Source organism: Parasphingorhabdus sp., assembly GCF_039939955.1.
GTDB lineage: Bacteria > Pseudomonadota > Alphaproteobacteria > Sphingomonadales > Sphingomonadaceae > Parasphingorhabdus.
Genome location: NZ_JBDVHS010000005.1, coordinates 411,957 through 434,349 on the forward strand (window position 1 = coordinate 411,957; position 22,393 = coordinate 434,349).

21 protein-coding genes are annotated in these 22,393 nt (G+C 54.6%); 13 read left to right on the plus strand and 8 right to left on the minus strand.

Translation table 11 applies throughout. The features are described from left to right. Positions 1-220: 220 nt before the first annotated feature. The 7 genes from rpsM (at position 221) to ABJG22_RS07285 (ending at position 6,416) form a co-directional block, all read left to right on the plus strand. Entirely contained in the window at positions 221-589 is a 369-nt protein-coding gene (gene rpsM, locus ABJG22_RS07255; protein ID WP_348019582.1) for a 30S ribosomal protein S13, read from the plus strand. 50 nt (positions 590-639) lie between these two features. Next, entirely contained in the window at positions 640-1,029 is a 390-nt protein-coding gene (rpsK, locus tag ABJG22_RS07260) for a 30S ribosomal protein S11 (RefSeq protein ID WP_067198370.1), read from the plus strand. A gap of 104 nt (positions 1,030-1,133) precedes the next feature. Next, a complete protein-coding gene (locus ABJG22_RS07265) occupies positions 1,134-2,192 on the plus strand; it encodes a DNA-directed RNA polymerase subunit alpha (RefSeq protein WP_348019583.1) in 1,059 nt (352 codons plus the stop codon). Between the two features lie 116 nt (positions 2,193-2,308). Then, positions 2,309-2,731 (plus strand): 50S ribosomal protein L17, encoded by a 423-nt coding sequence (gene rplQ, locus ABJG22_RS07270; RefSeq protein WP_348019584.1) that lies wholly within the window; start codon positions 2,309-2,311, stop codon positions 2,729-2,731. A gap of 85 nt (positions 2,732-2,816) precedes the next feature. Then, positions 2,817-4,961 (plus strand): prolyl oligopeptidase family serine peptidase, encoded by a 2,145-nt coding sequence (locus tag ABJG22_RS07275; RefSeq protein ID WP_348019585.1) that lies wholly within the window; start codon positions 2,817-2,819, stop codon positions 4,959-4,961. 174 nt (positions 4,962-5,135) lie between these two features. After that, positions 5,136-5,666: a hypothetical protein gene (locus ABJG22_RS07280; protein WP_348019586.1), complete on the plus strand. Its 531-nt coding sequence runs from the start codon at positions 5,136-5,138 to the stop codon at positions 5,664-5,666. Positions 5,667-5,786: 120 nt separating this feature from the next. Beyond that, positions 5,787-6,416, plus strand: coding sequence for a hypothetical protein (locus tag ABJG22_RS07285; protein WP_348019587.1), 630 nt, complete (start codon positions 5,787-5,789; stop codon positions 6,414-6,416). On the opposite strand, the gene ABJG22_RS07290 is transcribed toward ABJG22_RS07285, so the two are convergent. The 6 genes from ABJG22_RS07290 to ABJG22_RS07315 form a co-directional block, all read right to left on the minus strand. Next, a complete protein-coding gene (locus ABJG22_RS07290) occupies positions 6,413-7,204 on the minus strand; it encodes an SDR family oxidoreductase (protein WP_348019588.1) in 792 nt (263 codons plus the stop codon). The two genes, ABJG22_RS07285 and ABJG22_RS07290, sit on opposite strands and share 4 nt — an antisense overlap. Position 7,205: 1 nt before the next feature. Then, a complete protein-coding gene (locus tag ABJG22_RS07295) occupies positions 7,206-8,267 on the minus strand; it encodes a phosphotransferase family protein (RefSeq protein ID WP_348019589.1) in 1,062 nt (353 codons plus the stop codon). Positions 8,268-8,290: 23 nt separating this feature from the next. Then, positions 8,291-9,376 carry a Zn-dependent alcohol dehydrogenase gene (locus ABJG22_RS07300; RefSeq protein ID WP_348019590.1) on the minus strand — a complete coding sequence of 362 codons (1,086 nt, stop codon included), beginning with the start codon at positions 9,374-9,376 and terminating at the stop codon, positions 8,291-8,293. A gap of 9 nt (positions 9,377-9,385) precedes the next feature. Further along, positions 9,386-10,687 carry an acyl-CoA dehydrogenase family protein gene (locus ABJG22_RS07305; protein WP_348019591.1) on the minus strand — a complete coding sequence of 434 codons (1,302 nt, stop codon included), beginning with the start codon at positions 10,685-10,687 and terminating at the stop codon, positions 9,386-9,388. Between the two features lie 104 nt (positions 10,688-10,791). Further along, entirely contained in the window at positions 10,792-12,222 is a 1,431-nt protein-coding gene (locus tag ABJG22_RS07310) for an MFS transporter (protein ID WP_348019592.1), read from the minus strand. Continuing rightward, positions 12,219-13,061: an SDR family oxidoreductase gene (locus tag ABJG22_RS07315; RefSeq protein ID WP_348019593.1), complete on the minus strand. Its 843-nt coding sequence runs from the start codon at positions 13,059-13,061 to the stop codon at positions 12,219-12,221. Before ABJG22_RS07315 ends, ABJG22_RS07310 begins: the two co-directional genes overlap by 4 nt. Before the next feature lie 203 nt (positions 13,062-13,264). Between ABJG22_RS07315 and ABJG22_RS07320 the strand changes: the two genes are divergently transcribed. From ABJG22_RS07320 to ABJG22_RS07345, 6 genes are all read left to right on the plus strand, one after another. Next, on the plus strand, positions 13,265-14,458 hold the full coding sequence (locus tag ABJG22_RS07320; protein WP_348019594.1) for an acyl-CoA dehydrogenase family protein: 1,194 nt from the start codon (positions 13,265-13,267) through the stop codon (positions 14,456-14,458). Between the two features lie 81 nt (positions 14,459-14,539). Next, positions 14,540-15,676 (plus strand): acyl-CoA dehydrogenase family protein, encoded by a 1,137-nt coding sequence (locus ABJG22_RS07325; RefSeq protein ID WP_348019595.1) that lies wholly within the window; start codon positions 14,540-14,542, stop codon positions 15,674-15,676. 11 nt (positions 15,677-15,687) lie between these two features. Next, positions 15,688-16,479 carry an SDR family oxidoreductase gene (locus ABJG22_RS07330; protein ID WP_348020317.1) on the plus strand — a complete coding sequence of 264 codons (792 nt, stop codon included), beginning with the start codon at positions 15,688-15,690 and terminating at the stop codon, positions 16,477-16,479. A gap of 71 nt (positions 16,480-16,550) precedes the next feature. Then, a complete protein-coding gene (locus ABJG22_RS07335; protein WP_348019596.1) occupies positions 16,551-17,081 on the plus strand; it encodes a hypothetical protein in 531 nt (176 codons plus the stop codon). A gap of 111 nt (positions 17,082-17,192) precedes the next feature. Beyond that, a complete protein-coding gene (locus ABJG22_RS07340; RefSeq protein ID WP_348019597.1) occupies positions 17,193-17,879 on the plus strand; it encodes a DUF4197 domain-containing protein in 687 nt (228 codons plus the stop codon). Positions 17,880-18,927: 1,048 nt separating this feature from the next. Next, entirely contained in the window at positions 18,928-19,824 is an 897-nt protein-coding gene (locus ABJG22_RS07345) for an SDR family oxidoreductase (protein ID WP_348019598.1), read from the plus strand. A 442-nt stretch (positions 19,825-20,266) separates the two neighbouring features. Here ABJG22_RS07345 and ABJG22_RS07350 read toward each other — a convergent pair whose 3' ends face one another. Continuing rightward, positions 20,267-21,094 (minus strand): MaoC family dehydratase N-terminal domain-containing protein, encoded by an 828-nt coding sequence (locus ABJG22_RS07350; protein ID WP_348019599.1) that lies wholly within the window; start codon positions 21,092-21,094, stop codon positions 20,267-20,269. Next, positions 21,094-22,242, minus strand: coding sequence for an acyl-CoA dehydrogenase family protein (locus ABJG22_RS07355; RefSeq protein ID WP_348019600.1), 1,149 nt, complete (start codon positions 22,240-22,242; stop codon positions 21,094-21,096). Before ABJG22_RS07355 ends, ABJG22_RS07350 begins: the two co-directional genes overlap by 1 nt. Positions 22,243-22,393 lie beyond the last annotated feature (151 nt).

Genomic DNA, 22,393 nt, shown 5'->3' on the forward strand with positions numbered 1-22,393 from the left:
AGGGCAGTGGCTTCGGCAGGCAGGAACAAGCTGGTTTGCCGCCGATTCCATTGTTGACAGCGAAAGGGATTCTCCCTATTTCACAACAATCCAAAATCCAACACAACCGGCAGCGCTCTTCGTGCGTACGCTGGTTTTGTGCGTTTTGGGTGTGTTTTTAACGACTTGGCTATGAGATAGGGTCCGGCGAATCGGTCCCTGTGGAGCATGGAGAAAAAATTTGGCACGTATTGCTGGGGTAAATATCCCCACTAACAAGCGCGTAATCATTGCGCTTACCTATATTCACGGCATCGGACGCACGAAGGCGGCTGAAATTGTTGAAAAATTGAAGATTGATCCGACCCGTCGGGTTCAGGACCTTACCGATCAGGAAGTTCTGCACATTCGTGAAACGATTGATGCTGATCATACGGTTGAAGGTGATTTGCGGCGTGAAGTTGCAATGAACATCAAGCGTTTGATGGATCTGGCCTGCTATCGCGGCCTGCGTCACCGTAAGGGCCTGCCAGTTCGCGGACAGCGTACGCATACCAATGCGCGCACCCGTAAAGGCAAGCCTAAGGCGATTGCTGGTAAAAAGAAATAAGACTTGTCTTTTGACGAGTATCTTCAAGATATTAGGTAGGAATTGATCACATGGCACGCGAACCGCAGCGCATAAAGAAAAGCGCGCGCAAAAACATTTCGGCAGGCGTCGCGCACGTCAACGCCACTTTTAACAACACGATGGTCACCATCACCGATGCACAGGGCAATGCGATTAGCTGGTCCTCTGCGGGCATGATGGGCTTTAAAGGCTCTCGTAAATCGACACCTTATGCAGCACAGGTTGCCGCAGAAGACGCTGGCAAGAAAGCCGCTGATCATGGTGTGCGGACTCTGGAAGTTGAAGTGAAGGGTCCTGGTTCCGGTCGTGAATCTGCTCTTCGTGCGCTTCAGGCTGTTGGTTTCACGATCACATCGATCCGTGATGTCACACCGATCCCGCATAACGGTGTTCGTCCATCCAAAAGACGCCGCGTCTAACACCGATTGAGTTTTTGAGGCGGTCGGGGTGGCCAGTCTCATATTTTATCATTCAGAGCGGAAACGATGACCAAACCCGCTCTTTGAACCATTAGGGGAAGTCCATGACTGTCAATATGAAGAACTGGCAAGAACTGAAGAAGCCCAACGTCCTCGACATCAAGCCCGGCGGAGATCCTAAACGCAAAGCAACTTTCGTTGCTGAGCCTCTGGAACGCGGTTTTGGTTTGACGATGGGCAACGCGCTGCGTCGCGTACTTCTGTCTTCGCTTCAGGGCGCTGCGGTCACCTCGATCAAGATCGAAAATGCTCTGCACGAATTTTCTTCGTTGCCCGGTGTTCGTGAAGATGTCACCGACATCGTTCTGAACGTCAAGCAGATTGCTCTGAAGATGGAGAGCGAAGATGCGAAGCGTCTGCAGCTATCTGCAACCGGTCCAGCAGAAGTCAAAGCTGGCGACATAGCTGTTTCCGGCGATATCGAAATCATGAACCCAGACATGGTAATCTGCCATCTCGACGAAGGCGCTTCGTTGAACATGGAGCTGACCGTCAATGTCGGCAAAGGCTATGTTCCTGCCGTTGCCAACCGTCCGGCTGATGCACCTATTGGCTTGATCCCGATTGATTCGCTCTACTCGCCGATCCGTCAGGTATCTTATAAAGTCGACAATGCCCGTGTTGGTCAGGAGCTCGATTTTGATAAGCTGAACCTCACCATCGAAACCGATGGCACGGTTACTCCGGAAGATGCGATTGCTTATGCAGCCCGCATTTTGCAGGACCAGTTGCAGCTTTTCGTACATTTCGAAGAAGCCTTGGAGCAAGTGTCTTCGCCAATCGGAATGGCCGCTCAGCAAAGCCAGGCCGAAAGCGATGCCAACCAGCTCAACCGTTATCTTCTCAAGAAGGTCGACGAACTGGAACTCAGCGTTCGCTCCGCCAACTGCCTCAAGAACGACAATATCATCTATATTGGCGACCTTGTGCAGAAGACCGAAGCGGAAATGCTACGCACCCCGAATTTTGGTCGCAAATCCTTGAACGAAATCAAGGAAGTGCTGTCCAGCATGGGTCTGCGTCTCGGCATGGATATTCCTGGATGGCCGCCTGAAAATATCGAGGAAATGGCCAAGAAGCTTGAACAAGAGCTGCTGGGTTAAGCCTTCCATCATCCCGGCTCCGGCCGGAATGATACAGGGGTCAACTGGTGATGCCCCAATAAAATCACCTGCTGCGGGGTACCTGATACGGCCCCATAACGAACGGAGTATAGAATATGCGTCATAGAATGAAGGGCCGCCGTATGCAGCGGACCGGTGCTCACCGTCAGGCTCTCCTAAAGAATCTTTCGGCGGCATTGATCAAGCATGAGCAGATCATGACCACTCTGCCTAAGGCCAAAGAATTGCGTCCTTATGTTGAAAAATTGATCACGCTTGGCAAAAGAGGTGGCTTGTCCAACCGTCGTCTCGCACATGCGCGTTTGATGGATGAGACTCAGGAAAAGAAACTCTTTGAAGTTCTTGCTGATCGCTACAGCGACCGCAGCGGCGGTTACACTCGTATCGTTCGTGCTGGTTTCCGTTCTTCGGATGCAGCGCCAATGGCTGTGATCGAACTGGTTGACCGTGACGAAAGCGCTAAAGGTCAGGACAGCGGTCCAGACCAGAGCGAGCAGGATGAATACGAAGAGGCATAAGCCCTTCATCCTGAATACAGTTTCAATTGATATGAGAGGCCGTGAGCGATAAGCTTGCGGCCTCTTTTCTTTTGCCGAGGTATATATGCGCAGTCTGACCATTTTGACATTGGCCATGGGATTGGCCGCAACTTCACCGGCGCTCGCTGCTGACCATGAAAATAAGGATATCGCGCTGACCTACCCGCAAACCAAGACCGTTGATGTCGTTGAAGAGCAATTTGGTGAATATATTTCGGATCCGTATCGCTGGCTGGAAAATGACGTTCGCGAAGATCCTGAGGTCGCGGAATGGGTGAAAGCGCAGAATGCGGTTACCGATAGCTATCTCGAAAAACTCGAAGGGCGTGAAGCGCTAGCCCAATCGATGGAGCAATTGTTCGATTTTGATGATCTGAGCGTTCCGGTCGAGGCAGGCGGGAAATATTTCTACGAACGCAAAAGCGGCGGTCAAAATCAAGCGATACTCTACGTTCGCGAAGGCGCTGATGGCGAAGAACGGGTGCTGATCGATCCGGCGGATTGGTCCAGTGATGGAGCAACGGCTCTCGCTCATTGGAAACCGTCCGGTGACGGAAGCCTGTTGGTTTACGCGGTTCAAGATGGCGGCTCCGATTGGCGGACGCTGAAGGTTCTGGATGTAGAGACGGGCGAGGTCAAACCGGACACCGTTGAATGGGTCAAATTCACCGACCTCGTTTGGATGCCGAGAAATTTCGGTTTTCTCTATTCGCGTTTTCCCGAGCCGGCAGAAGGCGAGGCGTTTCAGTCGCTAAATGCTGATCATGCGGTCTATCTCCACCTTATTGGTCAGGATCAGGCCAAGGATATACTGGTTTATGCCACGCCCGATCAACCGGAGCTGAATCATACGGCCGAATTGACGTCGGACAAGGAATGGGTGGTTATCACTTCCTCTTCCGGCACCGACGAGCGCTATGAAATCACCTTGATCAAGGTGGACTCGCCCAAATTGGAAACGCGCAAGCTGGTGAGCGGTTTTGAAAATGACTGGCGCCTGATCGATGGTGTCGGCGATACGCTCTATTTCACGACCAACAAGGACGCACCGCGTCTGCGAGTGGTCAAAACCGATCTTAGTGTTGAGGAGCCGGAATTTACCGAGCTGGTGCCAGAGAGCGATGCGGTTGTTAACGACAGTATGATTGTCGGCGACCGGTTGGTGATCAGCTATCTGGTGGATGCCAAAAGCCAACTTTCGATTTTCGGGTTGGACGGGACAGCGCTGGGTGCGGTTGATCTTCCGGGGCCTGGGCAGGTCGGGAGCCTCAGTGGCTCGATCAAGAGCGACGAAGGCTTTTTCACCTTTCAAAGCTACAACCGTCCAACGACGGTGTTCCGCTATGATCCTGTGTCACCTCTGGCGATCTGGGCGGAACCGTCCCTGCCTTTTGATCCGGAGACGGTCGAGGTGACACAACGTTTCTATACCAGCAAAGATGGCACCCAGATTCCGATGTTCCTCGTGCATATGAAAGGTCAGGACCTCTCAAAGGGTGCGCCGACTTTGCTCTATGGCTATGGCGGATTCAATATCTCGATATTGCCGCAATATAAGCCGGTCTGGATGGCATGGATCAAGGCGGGCGGTGTATTTGCTTCTGCCAATCTTCGCGGTGGCGGGGAATATGGCAAAGAGTGGCACGATGGCGGCCGCTTGCAGAACAAACAGAATGTCTTTGATGATTTTATCGCTGCCGGTGAATATTTGATTGCCGAGGGCCTTACACCGGAAGACGGGCTTGCGATTGAAGGGCGTTCCAACGGCGGATTGCTGGTCGGTGCGGTAACCAACCAGCGGCCTGATCTGTTTGCTGCCGGACATGCGGCTGTCGGCGTGATGGATATGCTCCGTTTCGACCGGTTTACCGCGGGGCGCTATTGGGTCGATGACTATGGCTATCCGAACAAGGAGCAAGATTTCAAAACCCTGCTTAGCTATTCTCCCTATCATAATCTGACAGGTGGGGTCGATTATCCGGCTGTTATTGTTTCGACTGCTGATACCGATGATCGGGTCGTTCCCGGCCATAGTTTCAAATATACGGCGCGGCTGCAGGCATTGAATGCGGGCGACAACCCCCATCTTATTCGCATTGAAACGCGGGCAGGGCATGGCAGTGGTAAGCCGACAGATAAGGTGATTGAAGAATATTCGGATATCTATGCTTTTCTGGCGCAGGCGATTGGACTCCATCTGGCGGAGTGATCAGCAGTTGGGCCGGACGGAGATCTAAGGGTTTTTCGTCCTATTGTTCATATTAAATACCATTAACCTGAACATTGCCTGTCAGGGCAGTTCAGTTTTCACTCAAGCCGAATCACCTAAAAGGGGCTTGCAAGCTCGGGAGGTGGTTTCGGGCAGTGTGAAAGGAAAGTGGATATGAACAAGTTAAACAAAGCTCTTGTTGGAACCGCTGCTGCTGCTGCGATGGCTGTTTCTGCTACCCCTGTGATGGCTAAGGATGGCCGGCATAATGGGCCCAGTACTGGTGAGGTTATCGCCGGTGTAGCGATCATCGGCGCGATTGCGGCGATTGCGAGCTCCAGCAAAAAGGACCGAAGCTATCGTGATAGCAACTATCGCGATGTTCGGTACCACAGCAACCAGCGTTATGCCGATAATCGTTATCGCAACAACTATCGTCCGATCAATCAGCGTCAGGCCGTGAACCGTTGTGTGCGGGCCGCTGAAAACCAGGCGACGCGTCGAGGGCGCGCATCTGTAACCGATATCCGAGATGTCGATCGGACGCGCTATGGCTATCGGATCAAAGGCAAGATCCGGGTGGATCAGGCCCGTGGTCGCTATCAGCGGAACAGCTATTCCGACAAGGGAAAGTTCACCTGCTATGTTGACGGCAATCGCGTGAGCAATGTTCAGTTCAAAGGCCTCGACTACGCTCGGCGTTGATCATGAGGTCGAAAACTACCGAAGAAAAATGGTTCAGCCTGGTGACAGGCTGGACCAGCTATATTTGATGCAATGGTAGGTTTGATATTGTCGAATCTGCGCCAAATGGGGTTATTAGACATGACAAAGATGACAAAGTTTTCCGCTCTCGCAGCATCCACGGCATTGGTGTTTTCTGGCATCTCTCCGGCTTTTGCTGCGCCGATTAATCCGGGTGTGGCTCCGGCTACGCCGATTGACGCGAGCGCGCTGGGTTGGAATGCGGAGAATGAAAAGGCGGAGGGCTGGCGCAGCCATCGCGGTTATCGAGGCTATCGCGGGCACCGTCGTCATCGCGGTCGGGTTGATGGCGGGGATATATTGGCCGGTATATTGGTGATTGGCGGCATCGCCGCGATTGCCAGTGCGGCCTCAAAAGACAAACGTGACCGGCGCTATGAAGACCGCGATTATCGCGGCGAGAACCAACGCTATGATGATCGGCGTACCGATACACGCGATGATCGTAGAAATAGCTGGGGAAGCGAAGCGATGGAATCGGCGATCAGCGCCTGTTCCAATGCGGCAGAACGGCAGGCAGGCCAGGACGCGCGCGTTTCTGCCATTCAATCAGTAGCGCGTGATGGTGCAGGCTGGCGGGTCGAAGGCGAATTGTCCAACAGTGGACAGCGCACATTTCTGTGCGGAGCCACCGAAGGCCGTGTAGATTTCGTGCAATTGGGAGACGGTAGTCTCGCCTTGGCGAACTAAACCGCCGTCCGACCAAATTCCTGACGGGTGACCGGATGCGAGCCGCTGAGGCCGCCATCGACGGCAATTGCTTGTCCGTTGACATAGGACGAGCGGTCGGACGCCAAGAATAGCGCGACTTCTGCCATCTCCATAGGTGCTGCTCCACGGCGCAGCGGATTGAGATAGCCCAGCCGGTCTTCCTTACCTTTTTCGCGGGCCTTGTCGTAGATGAATTGGGTCATGCCGGTCTCGGTGATACCGGGACAGATCGCATTGCAGCGGACATTGGATGTCGCAAATTGCTGCGAGGCGACCTTCACAAGATTGATAACGCCAGCCTTGGATGCGGAATAAGCGGGGCCACCGGCGCCGGACCGGATGCCGGCTACACTGGCGGTGCAAATGATAGAGCCGCCATGTTTGCTCTCCGCAATCACCTTGCCGGCATATTTGCAGGCTAGAAACGGTCCGATCAGATTGACGCGCAGGACTTCCTGCCATTCGGCAACGCTGCTGTCGAAAATGCCTTCAAACCCGCCGCCGATACCGGCATTGGCAAAGAACACATTGAGGTCGCCAAAGCGCTGCTCAGCGGCTTCTACGAGCATCTCGACATCGCCTTCGGACCCTGCGTCGGCCTTGATTGCGATGATATTGCCTTCGGAGCCTTTTGCGGTTTCCTCGACGGCATCGGTGACGTCGCTGGCGATGACTTTCGCGCCATGTTGCGCGAATAGCAGGGCAGAGGCCCGACCAATCCCGCTACCAGCGCCTGTGACGATCGCGACTTTGTCCTTGAGGTCCATTTTATGCTCCTGCGCGTTTTGCGACTTCCCAACCGGCCTGTGCCAAGGGGGTTACCCGATCCGACATCTCAGCGGCGGCCGCGCTATTGGCCGTGCCATCGGCAACCCGTTTTTGAATGCCCTGCAAAATAGCAGCAATCCGGAATAGATTATAGGCCAGATACCAATCCATCGCGGGTAGTTCGGTGATGCCCGATTTTTCGCAATAGCGTGCAATGGCTTCTTCGCGAGAGGGGATGCCCAGTGCAGCAAGATCGACGTCTTTCAATCCACTGCGGCCTTCGGGCTCCATTTCATAAGCCATCAGCCAATAGGCAAAGTCCGCAATAGGATCGCCCAGGGTCGAGAGTTCCCAATCCAGAACCGCTATGACCTTGGGTTCGTCATGGGCAAAGATCATATTGTCTAGCCGATAGTCGCCGTGGACGATGCCAAAGCTTTTTTGTTCCGGTATGGTTTTGGTCAGCCATTCTATCAGCTTGTCCATCTCTGGAATGACCTGAAGTTCGGACAGGCGATATTGTTGGGTCCAACGGGAAATCTGCCGCTCGCAATAATTGCCGGGCTTGCCGTGCTTTTCCAGACCTAGTTCGGTCGGGTCATAGCTATGCAGCTGAGCCAGCGTATCGATCATTTCATGATAGATTGCCTTGCGCTCCTGTGGATTGCTGTCCGGTAGCGTACCATCCCACAATGTACGGCCATCTGCCATGCCCATGATGTAGAACATCGTACCGATCACGCTGTCGTCGTCGCATAGGCCATAAGGTTTCGCGACCGGGAAACCAGCGGGATGCAGGCCAGCGATTACACGGAATTCACGGTCGACGGCATGGGCCGAAGGCAGCAATTTCCCAAAGGGTTTCTTGCGCAACACATAGGACGCGCCCGGCGTATCGATCTTATAGGTCGGGTTGGATTGGCCGCCTTTGAATTTGCTCAAGCTTAAAGGTCCGGTAAAGCCTTCGACATTGGCTTCCATCCAGTTTGTAAGACTTGCTTCATCAAGCTTGTCCTTGTCCGGTACTTCCATTGTACCAGTCATGTCTTCCTGTGGATTCATGGGAAGTCCCTCTTCCTATTATTCTATGCGAAGGTGATCACAGAACGGGCTGCGTCACCTTTTTTCATTTTTTCAAAACCGTCATTGATCTGCTCTAACGGAATGGTTTCTGCTACAATGCTGTCTAAATCGAGCATTCCGCGCAGATAGAAATCTACCAGACGCGGGATGTCGACCGGGAAGCGGTTTTCGCCCATCAGCACGCCTTGCAGTTTCTTGCCGGAGAGCAGGTCCATCGCGCTCAGTCCAACTTTGTGGTCCAGCGGCATCATACCGAGGATCGTCGCAGTGCCGCCGCGTTTCAGCGAGCCGACTGCCAAGTCGCCGGAGGCCGGACGACCAACGGCTTCAATCGCATGATCAACGCCGCCCTTGGTAAGTTCAACAATCTGCCCAGCGGCATCGTCGGCCATCGCATCGACAACGTCAGTCGCGCCCAGTTTGACCGCGAGATCGCGCTTTTCCTTGATCGGGTCGGCAGCAATGATCCGACCGGCACCGGCGATTTTCGCCGCGTTGATGGTGGCAAGGCCGACGCCACCGCAACCGACGACGGCAACGGTTTCACCGGGCGTTACTTTGCAGGCGTTGAAAATAGTCCCTGCACCGGTGGTCACGGCACAACCGATAACTGCTGCCCGATCCAGCGGCATGTCTGGATCGATACGGACGCAGGCATGTTCATGGATCAGCATCTGCTCGGCGAAGGCGGACAGATTGAGCATCTGTCCTACGGTTGAGCCATCGGGTCGCGTAATTCGCGGCGCTTCGTCTGTACCGCGCCGTGTGTCTCCACCTAGGCACAGCGACATCCGGCCGGATACGCAAAATTCACAATGTCCGCAAAAAGCCGACAGGCAGGACACCACCGCATCGCCGACGGCGACCGTGCGTACTTCGCTGCCAATGGCTTCGACAATACCCGCAGCCTCATGCCCAGGAATAGCGGGCAGGGGGTGCGGATAGGCGCCATCGATAAAATGCAGATCCGAATGGCAAAGCCCGCAGGCTGCCGTTCGGATCAGCACTTCATGCGGTCCTGGTTTCGAAATTACGACGTCTTCTATTTCAAGCGGTTTGCCCGCTTCAACCAGAACTGCTGCTTTCATAATGTTTTCCTAGCGGGTTGCGCCCAAGTCACCAGACGAGATGCTTTCCTTCATCTTGCTGCCGTCGGCGGTCTCGGCATATTTGCCATATTCCATCTTGGCGATTGTGCGATTGTGAACCTCATCCGGGCCATCGGCAAGCCGAAGGGTCCGCTGATGTGCATAAGCGCTGGCGAGACCGAAATCGTTGGAAACGCCGCCGCCGCCATGGGCCTGAATCGCATCATCAATGATTTTCAGCGCCATATTTGGGGCTTGAACCTTGATCATGGCAATTTCAGCCTTGGCATATTTATTGCCAACCTTATCCATCATGTCCGCGGCTTTCAGGCAGAGCAGACGACTCATGTCGATGTCGATCCGGGCACGGGCAACGCGCTCATCCCAGATACTATGTTCGGAAATGCGTTTGCCGAACGCGACGCGCGATTGCAGGCGCTTGACCATTTTTTCGAGCGCTTCTTCTGCGACACCAATGGTCCGCATGCAGTGATGGATCCGGCCGGGTCCGAGGCGGCCCTGGGCAATTTCAAAGCCACGCCCTTCGCCGAGCAGGATATTTTCAGCCGGAACGCGAACGTCCTTCATTTCGACTTCCATATGGCCGTGCGGTGCATCGTCATAACCGAATACCGGTAGGTGACGGAGGATTTTTACGCCCGGTGCGTCGGTTGGCATCAGGATTTGGGATTGCTGTGTGTAGCGGCTGCCTTCGAATGTGGTCTTGCCCATGACAATCGCAATTTTACAGCGTGGATCACCAAGGCCAGAAGACCACCATTTGCGGCCGTTGATGACATATTCATTGCCATCGCGAACAATCGCGGTTTCGATATTGGTTGCATCGGAAGACGCAACAGCTGGCTCCGTCATTAGGAACGCAGAACGGATTTCACCGTTCATCAACTGACGCAGATATTGCTCTTTTTGTTCCAGCGTGCCGTAGCGATGGAATACTTCCATATTGCCGGTATCAGGTGCGGAGCAGTTGAATACTTCGGAAGCGAAACCAACGCGGCCCATTTCTTCGGCACACAGGGCATATTCCAGATTGGTCAGGCCAGGACCTTCAAATTCAAACACATCGTCAATATGCGTAAGATTTGGATTGGCAGGCGGCATGAACAGGTTCCAGATGCCTGCTTCCTTGGCCTTCTTTTTTTCTTCTTCGACCACTTGCAGGACCTTCCAGCGTTCGCCGCTAGCGTCTTCTGCTTGAAAATCAGCGATACGGGGGCGGAGGTGAGTGTCAATATGGTCGCGGACCCGGTTGCGCCAATATTCCTGCTTTTCAGTGAGATCAAAATCCATGCCCAAATCCTTTTTGTTTTTAACTATACGATTAACTTATCAGAGGCCGTCTGGCTTTGCCACCGCGAAAACGACTAGCCAGAGCAGTTTTTATTCCCCTGTCTTCATTTCACCTTCGGCATGGTCGCGCCAAGCTTTGAGATGCGCTCGCTATGGTCCTGCTCGCTGAGCGGGAACAGGGTATAGGCCCATGTTCCGGCGAGCCCGATCACAGTCACCATGGCCACGAAAATCAGCGCCAGATTGTCGACAATCGCTGGATCGACCGTGCCGGGCACTGCCTGCGCGGGCAGCTGGATGAAGGAAATGATCAGCCCGGACAGCAATATGCCCATGCCGCCGACCATTTTCTGCATGAACCACATGCCGGAGGAGAACAGCCCTTCCGTGCGCTTGCCGACCTCAAAGGCATAGGCATCCGTTACATCTGCCATCATCGACATCGTGAGGATCATTGCGGAAATTCCGGCCGCTATGTTGATGACGAGAAAGGAGAACAGGACGGGGATCAGATTGGGCGAGCCGAGCGCCGGAAAAAGATCGACCATCCGCAGCCAGTAAGGCGCTGTGCCGACGATCACGGCAAAAAGCGTCAACAAGGCAGCACCCTTGGGCTTTCCTGTGCGCTTGGAAATCGGAGTGACCATTAAAAATGCGATAATGACGCCGATGAAAAGCACAGCGGAATAGAGGGTCATCTCTTCTGACCCGAATTCCCAGACATGGGTGAGCAGATAAGGTGTCATCGAGAATAACAGGCCCTGATTGGTAAAGGCGAAAACACCAGCAAACATCAACAACAGAAACGGCGTGTAGCGAAAGGTCGCCAGCATTTCCGAAAACCCTTCTGCGGTTTCCGGCTGGCTGGGCTCGGCCTTATAGCGACCGACGATCCGTTTGTGGGTGCTGATCGCCGATATCAGTACGGAAAATGCCATGACGCAGGCGCCGACAATGGCGAATGTGGAATAGCCGTCGACGTTCAGCATTCCGACGGGATATTTCTCGCTCGGCACCAGCAGTACGCCATAAGCAATCGCCATGATGCCAAGACCGCTCGCCCAGCCGAACAGGGTGCGATAGCGCAATGTGCTGGTGCGGTCATGATAGTCGCTGCTGAGTTCCGGAAGCAGCGCCAGCGAGGGGACTTCATAGGCGGACAATGTGATCCGCACGAGCATCGCCATCGTCAGCAGATAGAAGAATTGCAGCGTAGCGCTCGTCTCTGGCGGGTGCCACAATAATAGCCAGGCAATGGCGATCGGAATGGCGGCCCCGTAGAGCCACGGGTGGCGGCGGCCGACCGGGGTTCTGGTCCGGTCGGTCATCTGGCCGATCAGCGGATCGATGAAAGCATCGACAAACAGCGCAATGGCAATCGCCAGACTGACAACATCGGCGCGCATGCCGACCACCTGATTGTAATAATAAAGCAGGAAAACGGAAAAGCCGTTGTCCTTGATGCCATAAGCGGAGGCGCCGAAGCCGTATAGGATCTTGGTTCGGAGGGGGAGCTTGTCGGAACCTTCTGTCAACGCAAATGCTCCGGCAAAATTGCATCAAGCATGCCCGGAACTTCAGGATTCCAGCTGCCTTGGGTGCCGACCAGCATGCCGCCATCGACCAGTAGATGTGTACCGGTCACAAAGCCTGCGGCGTCGGAAGCGAGATAGGCTGCGGCCTCGGCAATGTCATTGGGTACGCCGGGACGAGCGACTGGTTGGGCACTGGCTGCGGCCTGGCCCAGAACCGAATTAATCTCCATCGTCTCTTCTTTATTGGCGCCGACCGTCGATGCGAAAATATTGGTCTGGATGAATCCAGGACAGATTGCGTTCACACGAATGTTATATTGGGCCAATTCCGCCGCTGCGACCTTTGTCAGATGCAGCACGCCGGCCTTGGCTGTCGAATAAGCGATCGGGCCATATCCGGCTTGAAAAGAGCAGATGGAGGCCGTGTTGACGATAGCCCCGCCACCGCGGTTTTTGAGATGGGGTGCGGCGTGACGGATGCCCATAGCGACCGATTTCAGCAGCAGCGCCATGGCAAAATCCCAATCGTCACCGCTAATCTCATCAATCGGATCGCGGGGGCCGCCGGCACCAGCATTGTTGAAGACGATATCGATGCCGCCGGTTTCTTTGGCTGCATAGTCCATCAGCGCCTTGACCCGATCTTCTTGGGTGACATCGCATTTTTTGAAGAGGAAGCCATCACCCATGGATGACATCATCGCAGAGCCTTCTGCTTCATCAATGTCGCCCATTACCACGGTTGCGCCCTCGCGTAGGAATAGATCCACGGTACCACGCCCAATGCCTGATGAACCGCCCGTTATAACCGCTGTTTTGCCTTCAAATCGCATCTTCATCCGTTCCTTTTTCTTCGCTTCATAGGCGGCGTCCAATTCATGGGCTGCGCGCTTTGCGTTGACCGGGTAAATTGCCGCTACGGAAACCGTAAAGGCACTTTGCCACCGAAATTTATTTGCTCGTCCGGTTCAGGGAATCATTGAATCGGATAACGCACTTGTGATAGTCCAACTTTAATTGATCAATTAAAAGGAAAATCGTGATGTCCGATCTGGAAACATTCCGCGCGGAGACCGCCGCATGGCTAGAAGCCAATTGCCCGCCGGAGATGCGCGAGCCGATGACAGGCGAAGAAGATGCGGTCTGGGGCGGACGCAATGCGACGTTCAAGCCGGGTCAGAAAGAATGGCTGGATATCATGGCCGCAAAAGGCTGGACGGTGCCGGACTGGCCGAAAGAATATGGCGGTGGCGGACTGTCGCGGGCCGAAGCGAAGATTCTGGGTCAGGAAATGGCGCGGCTGAGATGCCGTTCGCCCTTGTCGAGTTTTGGCATCTGGATGCTTGGCCCCGCGCTGCTGCATTTCGGCACCGAAGCACAGAAGAAACATTTTCTGCCGCCGATCGCACGTGGTGAAATCCGCTGGTGCCAGGGTTATTCCGAGCCGGGGTCGGGTTCCGATCTCGCCTCGCTGCAAACCAGCGCGGTCGACCAAGGCGATAGCTTTCTGGTCAACGGTCAGAAAATCTGGACGAGCTATGCGGACAAGGCCGATTGGATATTCTGCCTGACGCGGACCGACAAGAATGAAAAGCATAAGGGCATTACCTTCATGCTGTTTGACATGACCAACAAAGGCGTGACGACCAAGCCGATCGTCCTGATTTCCGGTCAGTCGGCATTTTGTGAAACGTTTTTCGACGATGTGACCGTACCGAAGGAATATGGCGAAGGCGTTTCTTCCGTGGTTTACGAGGTCAACAAGGGCTGGGATGTTGCCAAATATCTGCTGGGTCACGAACGCAGCATGATTTCCGGTGGTGGCTCCGAGGGGTCAGCGTCGCTTGGCGCCAAATTTGCCGATCAATATGGTCGTGATGAACAGGGCCGTCTTGATGACCCCATGCTTCGCGCGCAAATGGCAGACATGGATATTGATGTGCTGGCATTCCGCGCCATGGCGGAGCGTTTCGGCGACACGTTCAAGGCCGGTCTTTGCCATCCTGCACAGCCCAATATGATGAAATATGCGGGCACCGAGATCAACAAACGCCGCCACGAGCTGATCATGGCAGCCGGCGGCAGCGAAGTGCTCGAGTGGGAAAGCGAAGCCACCAATGGCGGGCTGACGGCCCGTAGCTGGCTGCGTACCAAGGCGAATAGTATCGAGGGGGGTACCAGCGAAGTCATGCTGAACGTGGTGTCCAAGCAAATTCTGCGATTGCCAGGCGCCTGATAGAGGCCCGCCACACAGCCATTGATGCGGGATCGGCTCGCGCCTGAGCCCGCAGCGCACATATGAGATAAGGACTAGAAAATGCCGCTATATTTGAACGACGATCAAAAGATGCTCCACGATAGTGCAGCCGAATTTATGAAAGGCGAAGCGCCGGTTGCGCATCTTCGCGAATTTCGGGACAAACAATGCAAGGACGGTTTTTCGCACGCTTTGTGGAAGCAGTTTGCGGAAATGGGCTTTACCGGAATCTTGATCGGTGAAGAGGAAGGTGGTCTTGGATTGGGCCACGTCGAAGCCGGTGTCGTGCTCGAAGAGGTTGGCCGCAACCTGACGCCGTCGCCATTTCTGACCACAGCGGTTGCTGGCGTGGAAGCGCTGAACGCAGGTGGAAAAGCGCTCCGTGACCAATATTTTCCGGGTATCGTCTCGGGCGATACGGTGCTGGCGCTGGCGATCGACGAAGGCGCGAAACATCGCCCGGATCAGATCAGCATGACCGCTGCGCGTGAAGGCAATGGTTTCAAGCTGGACGGCAAGAAGCAATTTGTCGTGCAGGGCGGTTCTGCGGATATGCTGATCGTGGCGGCGCGGACGAGCGGTGCGGCTGGTGATGACAAAGGCCTGACCCTGTTCGCGGTTGATGCCAATGCAGCAGGGGTTTCGAAAGACAGCGCGCGGCTGGTCGACAGCGCGATGGCGGCACATGTGCAATTTGACGGCGTGACGGTCGATGCCGATGCGGTGATCGGCGAAGTTGATGAAGGCGATACGGTCCTGCGGCGCATGCTGAATGCCGGACGCGCCGGTGCGGCTGCCGAAACACTGGGCGTTGGTTCCGGGTCGATGGACATCACCGTGGATTATATCAAAGGCCGGAGCCAGTTTGGCGCGGTGATCGGGACGTTCCAGGCGCTGCAACACCGCATTTCGCATCTTTATAGCGAGATGGAAATCGCACGGGCAGCGGTTTTGAAAGCGCAGCAGATGCTGGATGAAGGCTCTTCCAAAGCAGAATTGATGGTGTCGGTTGCAAAGGCCAAGGCCGGTAAAGCCACGGCGCTTTCGGTCAAGGAAGGCGTCCAGATGCACGGCGGTGTCGGCATGACCGATGAATATGACATCGGCCTCTATATGAAGCGCGACCGCGCGTTGCAGGAATTCATGGGTGATGTGAACTATCACACCAACCTCGTTGCCGAGATGCACGGCTATTAAAGGACAATATGATGGATTTTAACAAACTTTTCTCTCTCGAAGGCCGTGTAGCCCTCGTCACCGGCGGCCAGCGTGGTATTGGCGCGATGATCACCGAAGGATATCTGGCACAAGGCGCCAAGGTCTACATCTCGGGTCGCAAGGCCGATCAGGGCGAAGCCGCGGCTGCCAAATTTGGCGAGAACTGTACCTATATCCAGGGCGATATTTCGACCTATGAAGGTTGCAAGGCATTGGCCGCAGAAATCGCTTCGCGCGAAGAGAAGCTCGACATTCTCGTCAATAATGCGGGTGTCGCCTGGGGCGCGGAATATGTGGATTTCCCGGAAGCCGGCTGGGACAAGGTCATGGACACCAACGTCAAAGGCTTGTTCTTCCTGACCCAGGCTCTGCACCCACAGCTGAAAGCAGCCGCCAGTTTCGAGCGTCCGGCCAAGGTTATCAACATTGCGTCGGTAGATGGATTGAAGGTCAATCCTTGGGAGACCTACAGCTATCAGGCGTCGAAGGCAGCGGTCATCCACTTGACCCGGAAAATGGCCTCGAAGCTGGTGCAGGAAGATATCATCATGACCGGCATCGCCCCCGGTGCTTTCGCTTCGACGATGAACAAGGCGGCGCGCGACCACGAGGATGCTGTCGAAAAAGGTATTCCGGCGAAGCGGATCGGCCGCCCCGAGGATATGGCATCTGCCGCTGTATTTCTGGCGAGCCCGGCCGGCGATTATGTCATCGGCACAACAATTCCCGTCGATGGCGGCATTGTGAATGCGGCCAACCCCGGAGCATCAATAGACGGTTGATCCGGCTTTGCCGCTTGACCAAATAATCTCCAGACTGTATTAGTGAATCAATACAGTCTGGAGAAATACGCATGACCACGAAATATCTGATCCTATTGGCGGCACTGCCGCTTAGCTTGTCCGCTTGCAGCAAGGTTGACGATGGCTCTGCCGATGGTTCCGGAATATCCATAGATCTTAGTGACGACAGCAAGTCGGATGATAAGAAAATCAAAATCGGCGGCGGTGAAGAAGATAGCAAATTCTCGATCAAGGCCGATGGCTTCTCGATGGAAATTGATCTGCCTTCTATAACGCTCGACAGCGATGATTTCGATATGAACAATATCGATTTCTATCCCGGTAGTCGCGTCACCAGCTTTGATATCCAGGACGCGGATGATCAGGGCGGTACCGTCCAGATCAGTTTTCAGGCACCTGCTGGCGCTGATAAGCTTGCAGATTGGTATGAAGGGCAATTGACCGACAATGATTTTGAAGTTGCGCGCAGCGGAACGAATTTCTCCGGAAAGACGGATGATGGAGACCCATTTTCGCTAACATTGGCCGAAATGTCGGTAGCGGAAACCAAAGGTGTTCTGGAGTTTTCCGAAAGAAAATAGACCAAGCTGAATCCACAAAATTTGCAGAATTTTACCCCTGAACCGGGGTTGTTCAGCGTTGGATCAATGAAATGTGCTATGATCGCCTGACATTATTCAGGAGAAACAGCCATGCGTCACGGAAAAACATCTGGTAGATTTATCGCTACCATCGCCCTTGCTACGGCACCTTTAGCGCTCATCCCTATGGCGGTAACACCGGCTGTAGCGCAAAGCACCGGCGTGAAGAGCATCTTGGGTGATGCGTCTGACAATGCGCTCGACAAGCTTTCCCAGCCCGGTGCTTTTTACGAGGATAAGGCGGTACGGATATTGCTGCCGGGCCCCTTGGAGAAGGCGACGAGTATCTTGCGTTTTACCAGCAAGGCAGGGCTGACCAAGGATATTACCAAAATGCTCAATGACGCGGCAGGCAAGGCGGCTTTGGAGGCCAAGCCTGTGTTCCGTTCGGCGATTGATGGCCTCACGTTGCAAGATGGCGTTGGCATTGTGACTGGCGGTGAAGCGGCTGGTTCGGATTATCTTCGACGCACATCTGGTGAAGAATTGGCGGTAAAAGTCCGCCCGCTGGTTGAAAAGGCCCTGGGTGATCTGGGAGCTTACGAGCAGCTTGAACGGTTGGGATCACTCTCTTCCTTGGCGCGACTCGGCGGCGCGGATCTTTCTCGTGATGGGCTGACAGATAGCGTCACGGATCAAGCGCTCGATGGAATTTTTTCTTATATTGCCAAAGAAGAAGCAAACTTTCGTCGGAACCCACTCGATAAGGGCAAGAAGTTGCTCAAAGGTATTTTCTAATTTTCTAATTTTCTAATGGGTTAGGGGGTGTTTTGAGTCAATTGCGCGTTTTGCAGTTGCATATAATGCAACAGCTTGTACTCCGTTTTCAATTGAAACTTATACCAGATGCGACCATCTCCGTTTTGTAAGTTACGCAGGAACAGAGATGTTTGATCGGCGTTGGAATAAGGAGAAAATCCATGAGAACGCTTTTCAATATTGTCGCCGCCCTTTCCGTTAGCAGCGTGTTGCTGTTCACGACGGTACAGGTCTGAGGCAAACAGTTACAGTCCCGGCAGCCTCCTCCTCCTCCTCCCGAATGAGGCGCCGGGATTGGTCCAAAGGTTCGGTCCTTCCACTATCCCCTCCCAAAGCGAAGGGCCGAACCAGCGGACAAAATTGCAATATTTTGCTGACCAATCCCAAATAAAATTTTATTCACCGCTTCGGCAGGAGTTTTCCACCGCTAAGTTTATCGCTTGTGGATAACTCCCCATTTTCCACTAGGTCCGACTCGAGACCTGGAGTCATATCTCAATCACCGGAAGGGAAACGGACGAACCAGCGACCAGTCAGCAATGACCCGCAGGACAGGACGGAACCCGGAAGAGGATCGAGACGACCAGTTTGTTTTTCGCAAGAAAAAGAGAATGATCTTTCGATCGATGATTGGAGAAAGACCGAAAAGGAAAGGCGCAAGCTGGAACGGATCGGACCGACAAAGATCATCGGGTGACTGGACCTAATGCGGGTTGGGAACCGAAGCGAAGAAGCGCAAGCGGACACGTGGAAAACCACTAACCATCAACGTATTTGGCCCGGAAACCGGACGCCGAACAAGCGGTCACCGGAGTCGCAAGACGAAGGCAGCCCCAACAGAGGCGCAGCGGGAGCCTATCTTCGGATAGGCTCCCGTTTTTCGTTGGTGAATCCTAGTGTGATAGCGCGTCCCGATATTGCCGGACCTGTACCAATTATCACCTTTTCCAATGCATCATTACTGCTAGTTTGAATGTGCGCACTCATCACGCATGAGTGGCATATAAAAAATATAGGACAGGATGATATGGACACCAGCAAACTCATGTTCCGCGATGGCCTGATGAAGGGCGAACGCATTCTTGTAACCGGCGGCGGCACCGGCCTTGGTAAGGAAATGGCCGAAGGCCTGCTCAAACTGGGCGCCGAGGTGCATATTTGCGGCCGGCGGGGCGATGTATGCAAGGCAACGGCAGAAGAACTGGTCGAGAAACATGGCGGAAAGGTTGTTCCGCATCCGTGCGACATCCGCAGTGCCGAGATGATCAGCGAGATGAACGATATCATCTGGCAGCAACATGGTCCGCTGACAGGGTTGGTCAACAATGCAGCTGGTAATTTTATTTCCCGTACGGAAGATATGTCTATCCGCGGCTTTGACGCGATTGCCAATATCGTCTTCCGCGGCACATTCTATATGACCCATGATATCGGCAAGCGCTGGATCGAGGGTGGAACGCGCGGCAATGTTATTTCTATCCTCACGACTTGGGTCTGGAACGGCAGCGCTTTCACTGTGCCTAGCGCGATGTCCAAGGCCGGGATCAATGTGATGACGCAGAGCCTGGCCGTAGAATGGGCGCGTCATAATATCCGGCTGAACGCCATTGCACCCGGCTTATTTCCGACCGAGGGTATGTCGAGTCGCCTCAATCCGACCGGTAGCGAGGAAGAACGGAAACATAGCGGTGCGCCAATAGACCGGCCCGGCGAAATGCACGAACTGGCGAATCTTGCTGCCTTCCTACTGGGGCCAGGTGCCGAATATCTGACGGGCCAGACGATTGCCATTGATGGTGGCAGCTATCTGGCGGGTGGCGGCAATTTTTCACAATTGCTTGCTTGGGGTGACGACCAATGGACAGCCGCCAAGGAGGCAATTCAAGGTCAAAACCAGAAAGATCGGTCGAAACGGACGGTTTGACAATATTTTTCATTGTCGAGTGACGGCAATCACAGTGTTCGCAAAAAGTCTCGGTTAACAGAATCTTGCGGCAGCGATTTGATAGAGCAGTTTATTCCGTTCAATCATGGTGCCGCAACAACCCTTTTTGGGTATCCAGGAGAAGTCCGGCGGTTATTTGCGACCCGGCCGTCGGGCTTCTTTTTTCTTCTCACAGAATTGAAAGCCAATCGTGCCATTTGGGCATGGCGATTTTTGGATGAGCGACGCCAACTCTATGGTTGTCGCGGCAAATCACCCCGACATCTTCCTCCACAATTCTCTGCTATTTCCCGCTCAATATATCGAGGCCGGAAAAGCGATCCCGCACATCTGCAGTGCCATTTTAATCGAATCAGCCTGATGAACGCCAACCGTTTCTAGCTTCGGTTGGAATGTTGGAAGGACCGGTGGTCGCCTATTCTCAGATCGTCGCCTGTGCAGTCATGACTTCCCGGCCATCATTGCCTAGCACGGCCAGCGTAACATTTTCATCCTGCCGCCGGCCGACGAGATAGAGCGCGGCATTGGCGAAGGCGGGCGCTTGTCCCCGAAAGGAAAAGCGGGATAGCTTTTTTGCGCCCAGTTGGTTCGCCGCCAGATTGAGCAACAATGTCGCCATCAGCGGCCCCTGTACGACGAGCCCGGGATAGCCTTCCTCCTGCGTGGCATAGGGCTTGTCATAGTGGATGCGGTGGCTGTTGAAGGTCAGCGCCGAATAGCGGAACAGCAGGGGTTCGGATGGCGTGATTTTCTGTTGCCAGTCCCAGCCGTCAAGATTTGGCGGAACGCTGCTGATCTGGGCAGTCGGCGCGGCGCTCGGCGCGGGTGCCCGATAGACGATATTCTGCCGTTCCCGGATCGCCACCAGATCACCGACGCGGGTTTCATGATTGACAGCGACAAATACCAGATCGCCGGACTTTCCGGATTTCTCTTCGATATTGGCTACGGTCGAGATGCGCGATACGGCATCACCCGGTTGCAGTGCGTGATCAAAAGAGACGCTGCTCGACGCCCACATGCGGCGGGGCAGGGGAATAGGCGGCAGGAAGCCGCCTTTTGCGGGATGGCCATCTTCGGCGAGTTGTGTGGTCGGCGCGTCGGGCAGGCAGAGACACCAGTGCAGCCCCTGCGGAATATCGTCGGTGACGGGCGTATCGATGGTCGCGCAAAAGCGTTGCAGCAGGCCCGGCGTGACCACGTCATGGCGGGTCTCGCTCTTGCCGATCCAGTCCGACCAGTCGTTCATCAATAGCTCCTTGGCAGGCCCAGCACATGTTCGGCGACATAGGACAGGATCATATTGGTGCTGATCGGGGCAACCTGATAAAGCCGGGTTTCGCGATACTTGCGCTCGACATCATATTCTGCGGCAAAGCCGAAGCCGCCATGGGTCTGGACACAGGCTTCACCCGCGGCCCAGCTGGCATCGGCTGCGAGCATTTTGGCCATATTGGCTTCCTCGCCGCAATTTTCACCCGCTTCATATTTGCGCAGGCCTTCGTGGACCAGCAGTTCGGCGGCGCGCATCTGCGCATAGGCGCGGGCAATGGGAAACTGGACGCCCTGATTCTGGCCGATCGGACGGTCGAACAGGACCCGCTCCTTGGCATAGGCGGTTGATTTCTCGATGAACCATTTGGCATCGCCGATACATTCCGCCGCGATCAGCAGCCGTTCGGCGTTCATGCCGGACAGAATATAGCGAAATCCCTTGCCTTCCTCACCGATCAGATTGGCGGCTGGCACGCGCATATTATCGAAGAATATCTCCGTCGTGCTGTGGTTCATCATCGTGTCAATCGGCCGGATCGTCAGGCCGTTGCCCAGCGCCTCGTTCATATCGACAAGAAAGACCGAGAGGCCGTCGGTGCGCTTGTCGACCTGATCGCGCGATGTGGTGCGGGCGAGCAACAGCATCAGGTCGCTATGTTCCGCGCGGCTGGTCCACAATTTCTGGCCGTTGATGACATAATCATTGCCATCGCGCTTTGCCACGGTCTTGAGCGCCAGCGTGTCGGTGCCGCTGGTCGGTTCGGTCACACCAAAGGCTTGCAGGCGCAATTCGCCGGTCGCAATGCGAGGCAGATATTGAGCCTTCTGCTCTTCCGATCCGTGGCGCAACATCGTGCCCATGATATACATTTGCGCGTGCACCGCGCCGCCATTGCAGCCCTGCGCCTGAATTTCCTCAAGGATCGCTGCCGCTGCCGAAATCGGTAAACCGGCGCCACCAAATTCTTCGGGGATCAGGGCTGCAAGATAGCCCGCCTCACCGAGAGCGGCGACAAAATCGCTGGGATATTCGCGCGCCTTGTCCCGCGCCCGCCAATATTCTCCCGGAAATTTCTGGCAAAGCTTGGAAACTTCCTCACGTATATCACTGTAATCCTGCATATATCCCCGTCCCTCAATCTGATGCCCATGGCGACCAGGCTTTACTCCGGCTGTGCCTATGAAAGACATCAACCTCGGTCAGCCAAAAGCCTCGGCTCTTTATATTGATTGAAACGAACTTGGCCGGAAGATCAACTGCCAATCATGTTCT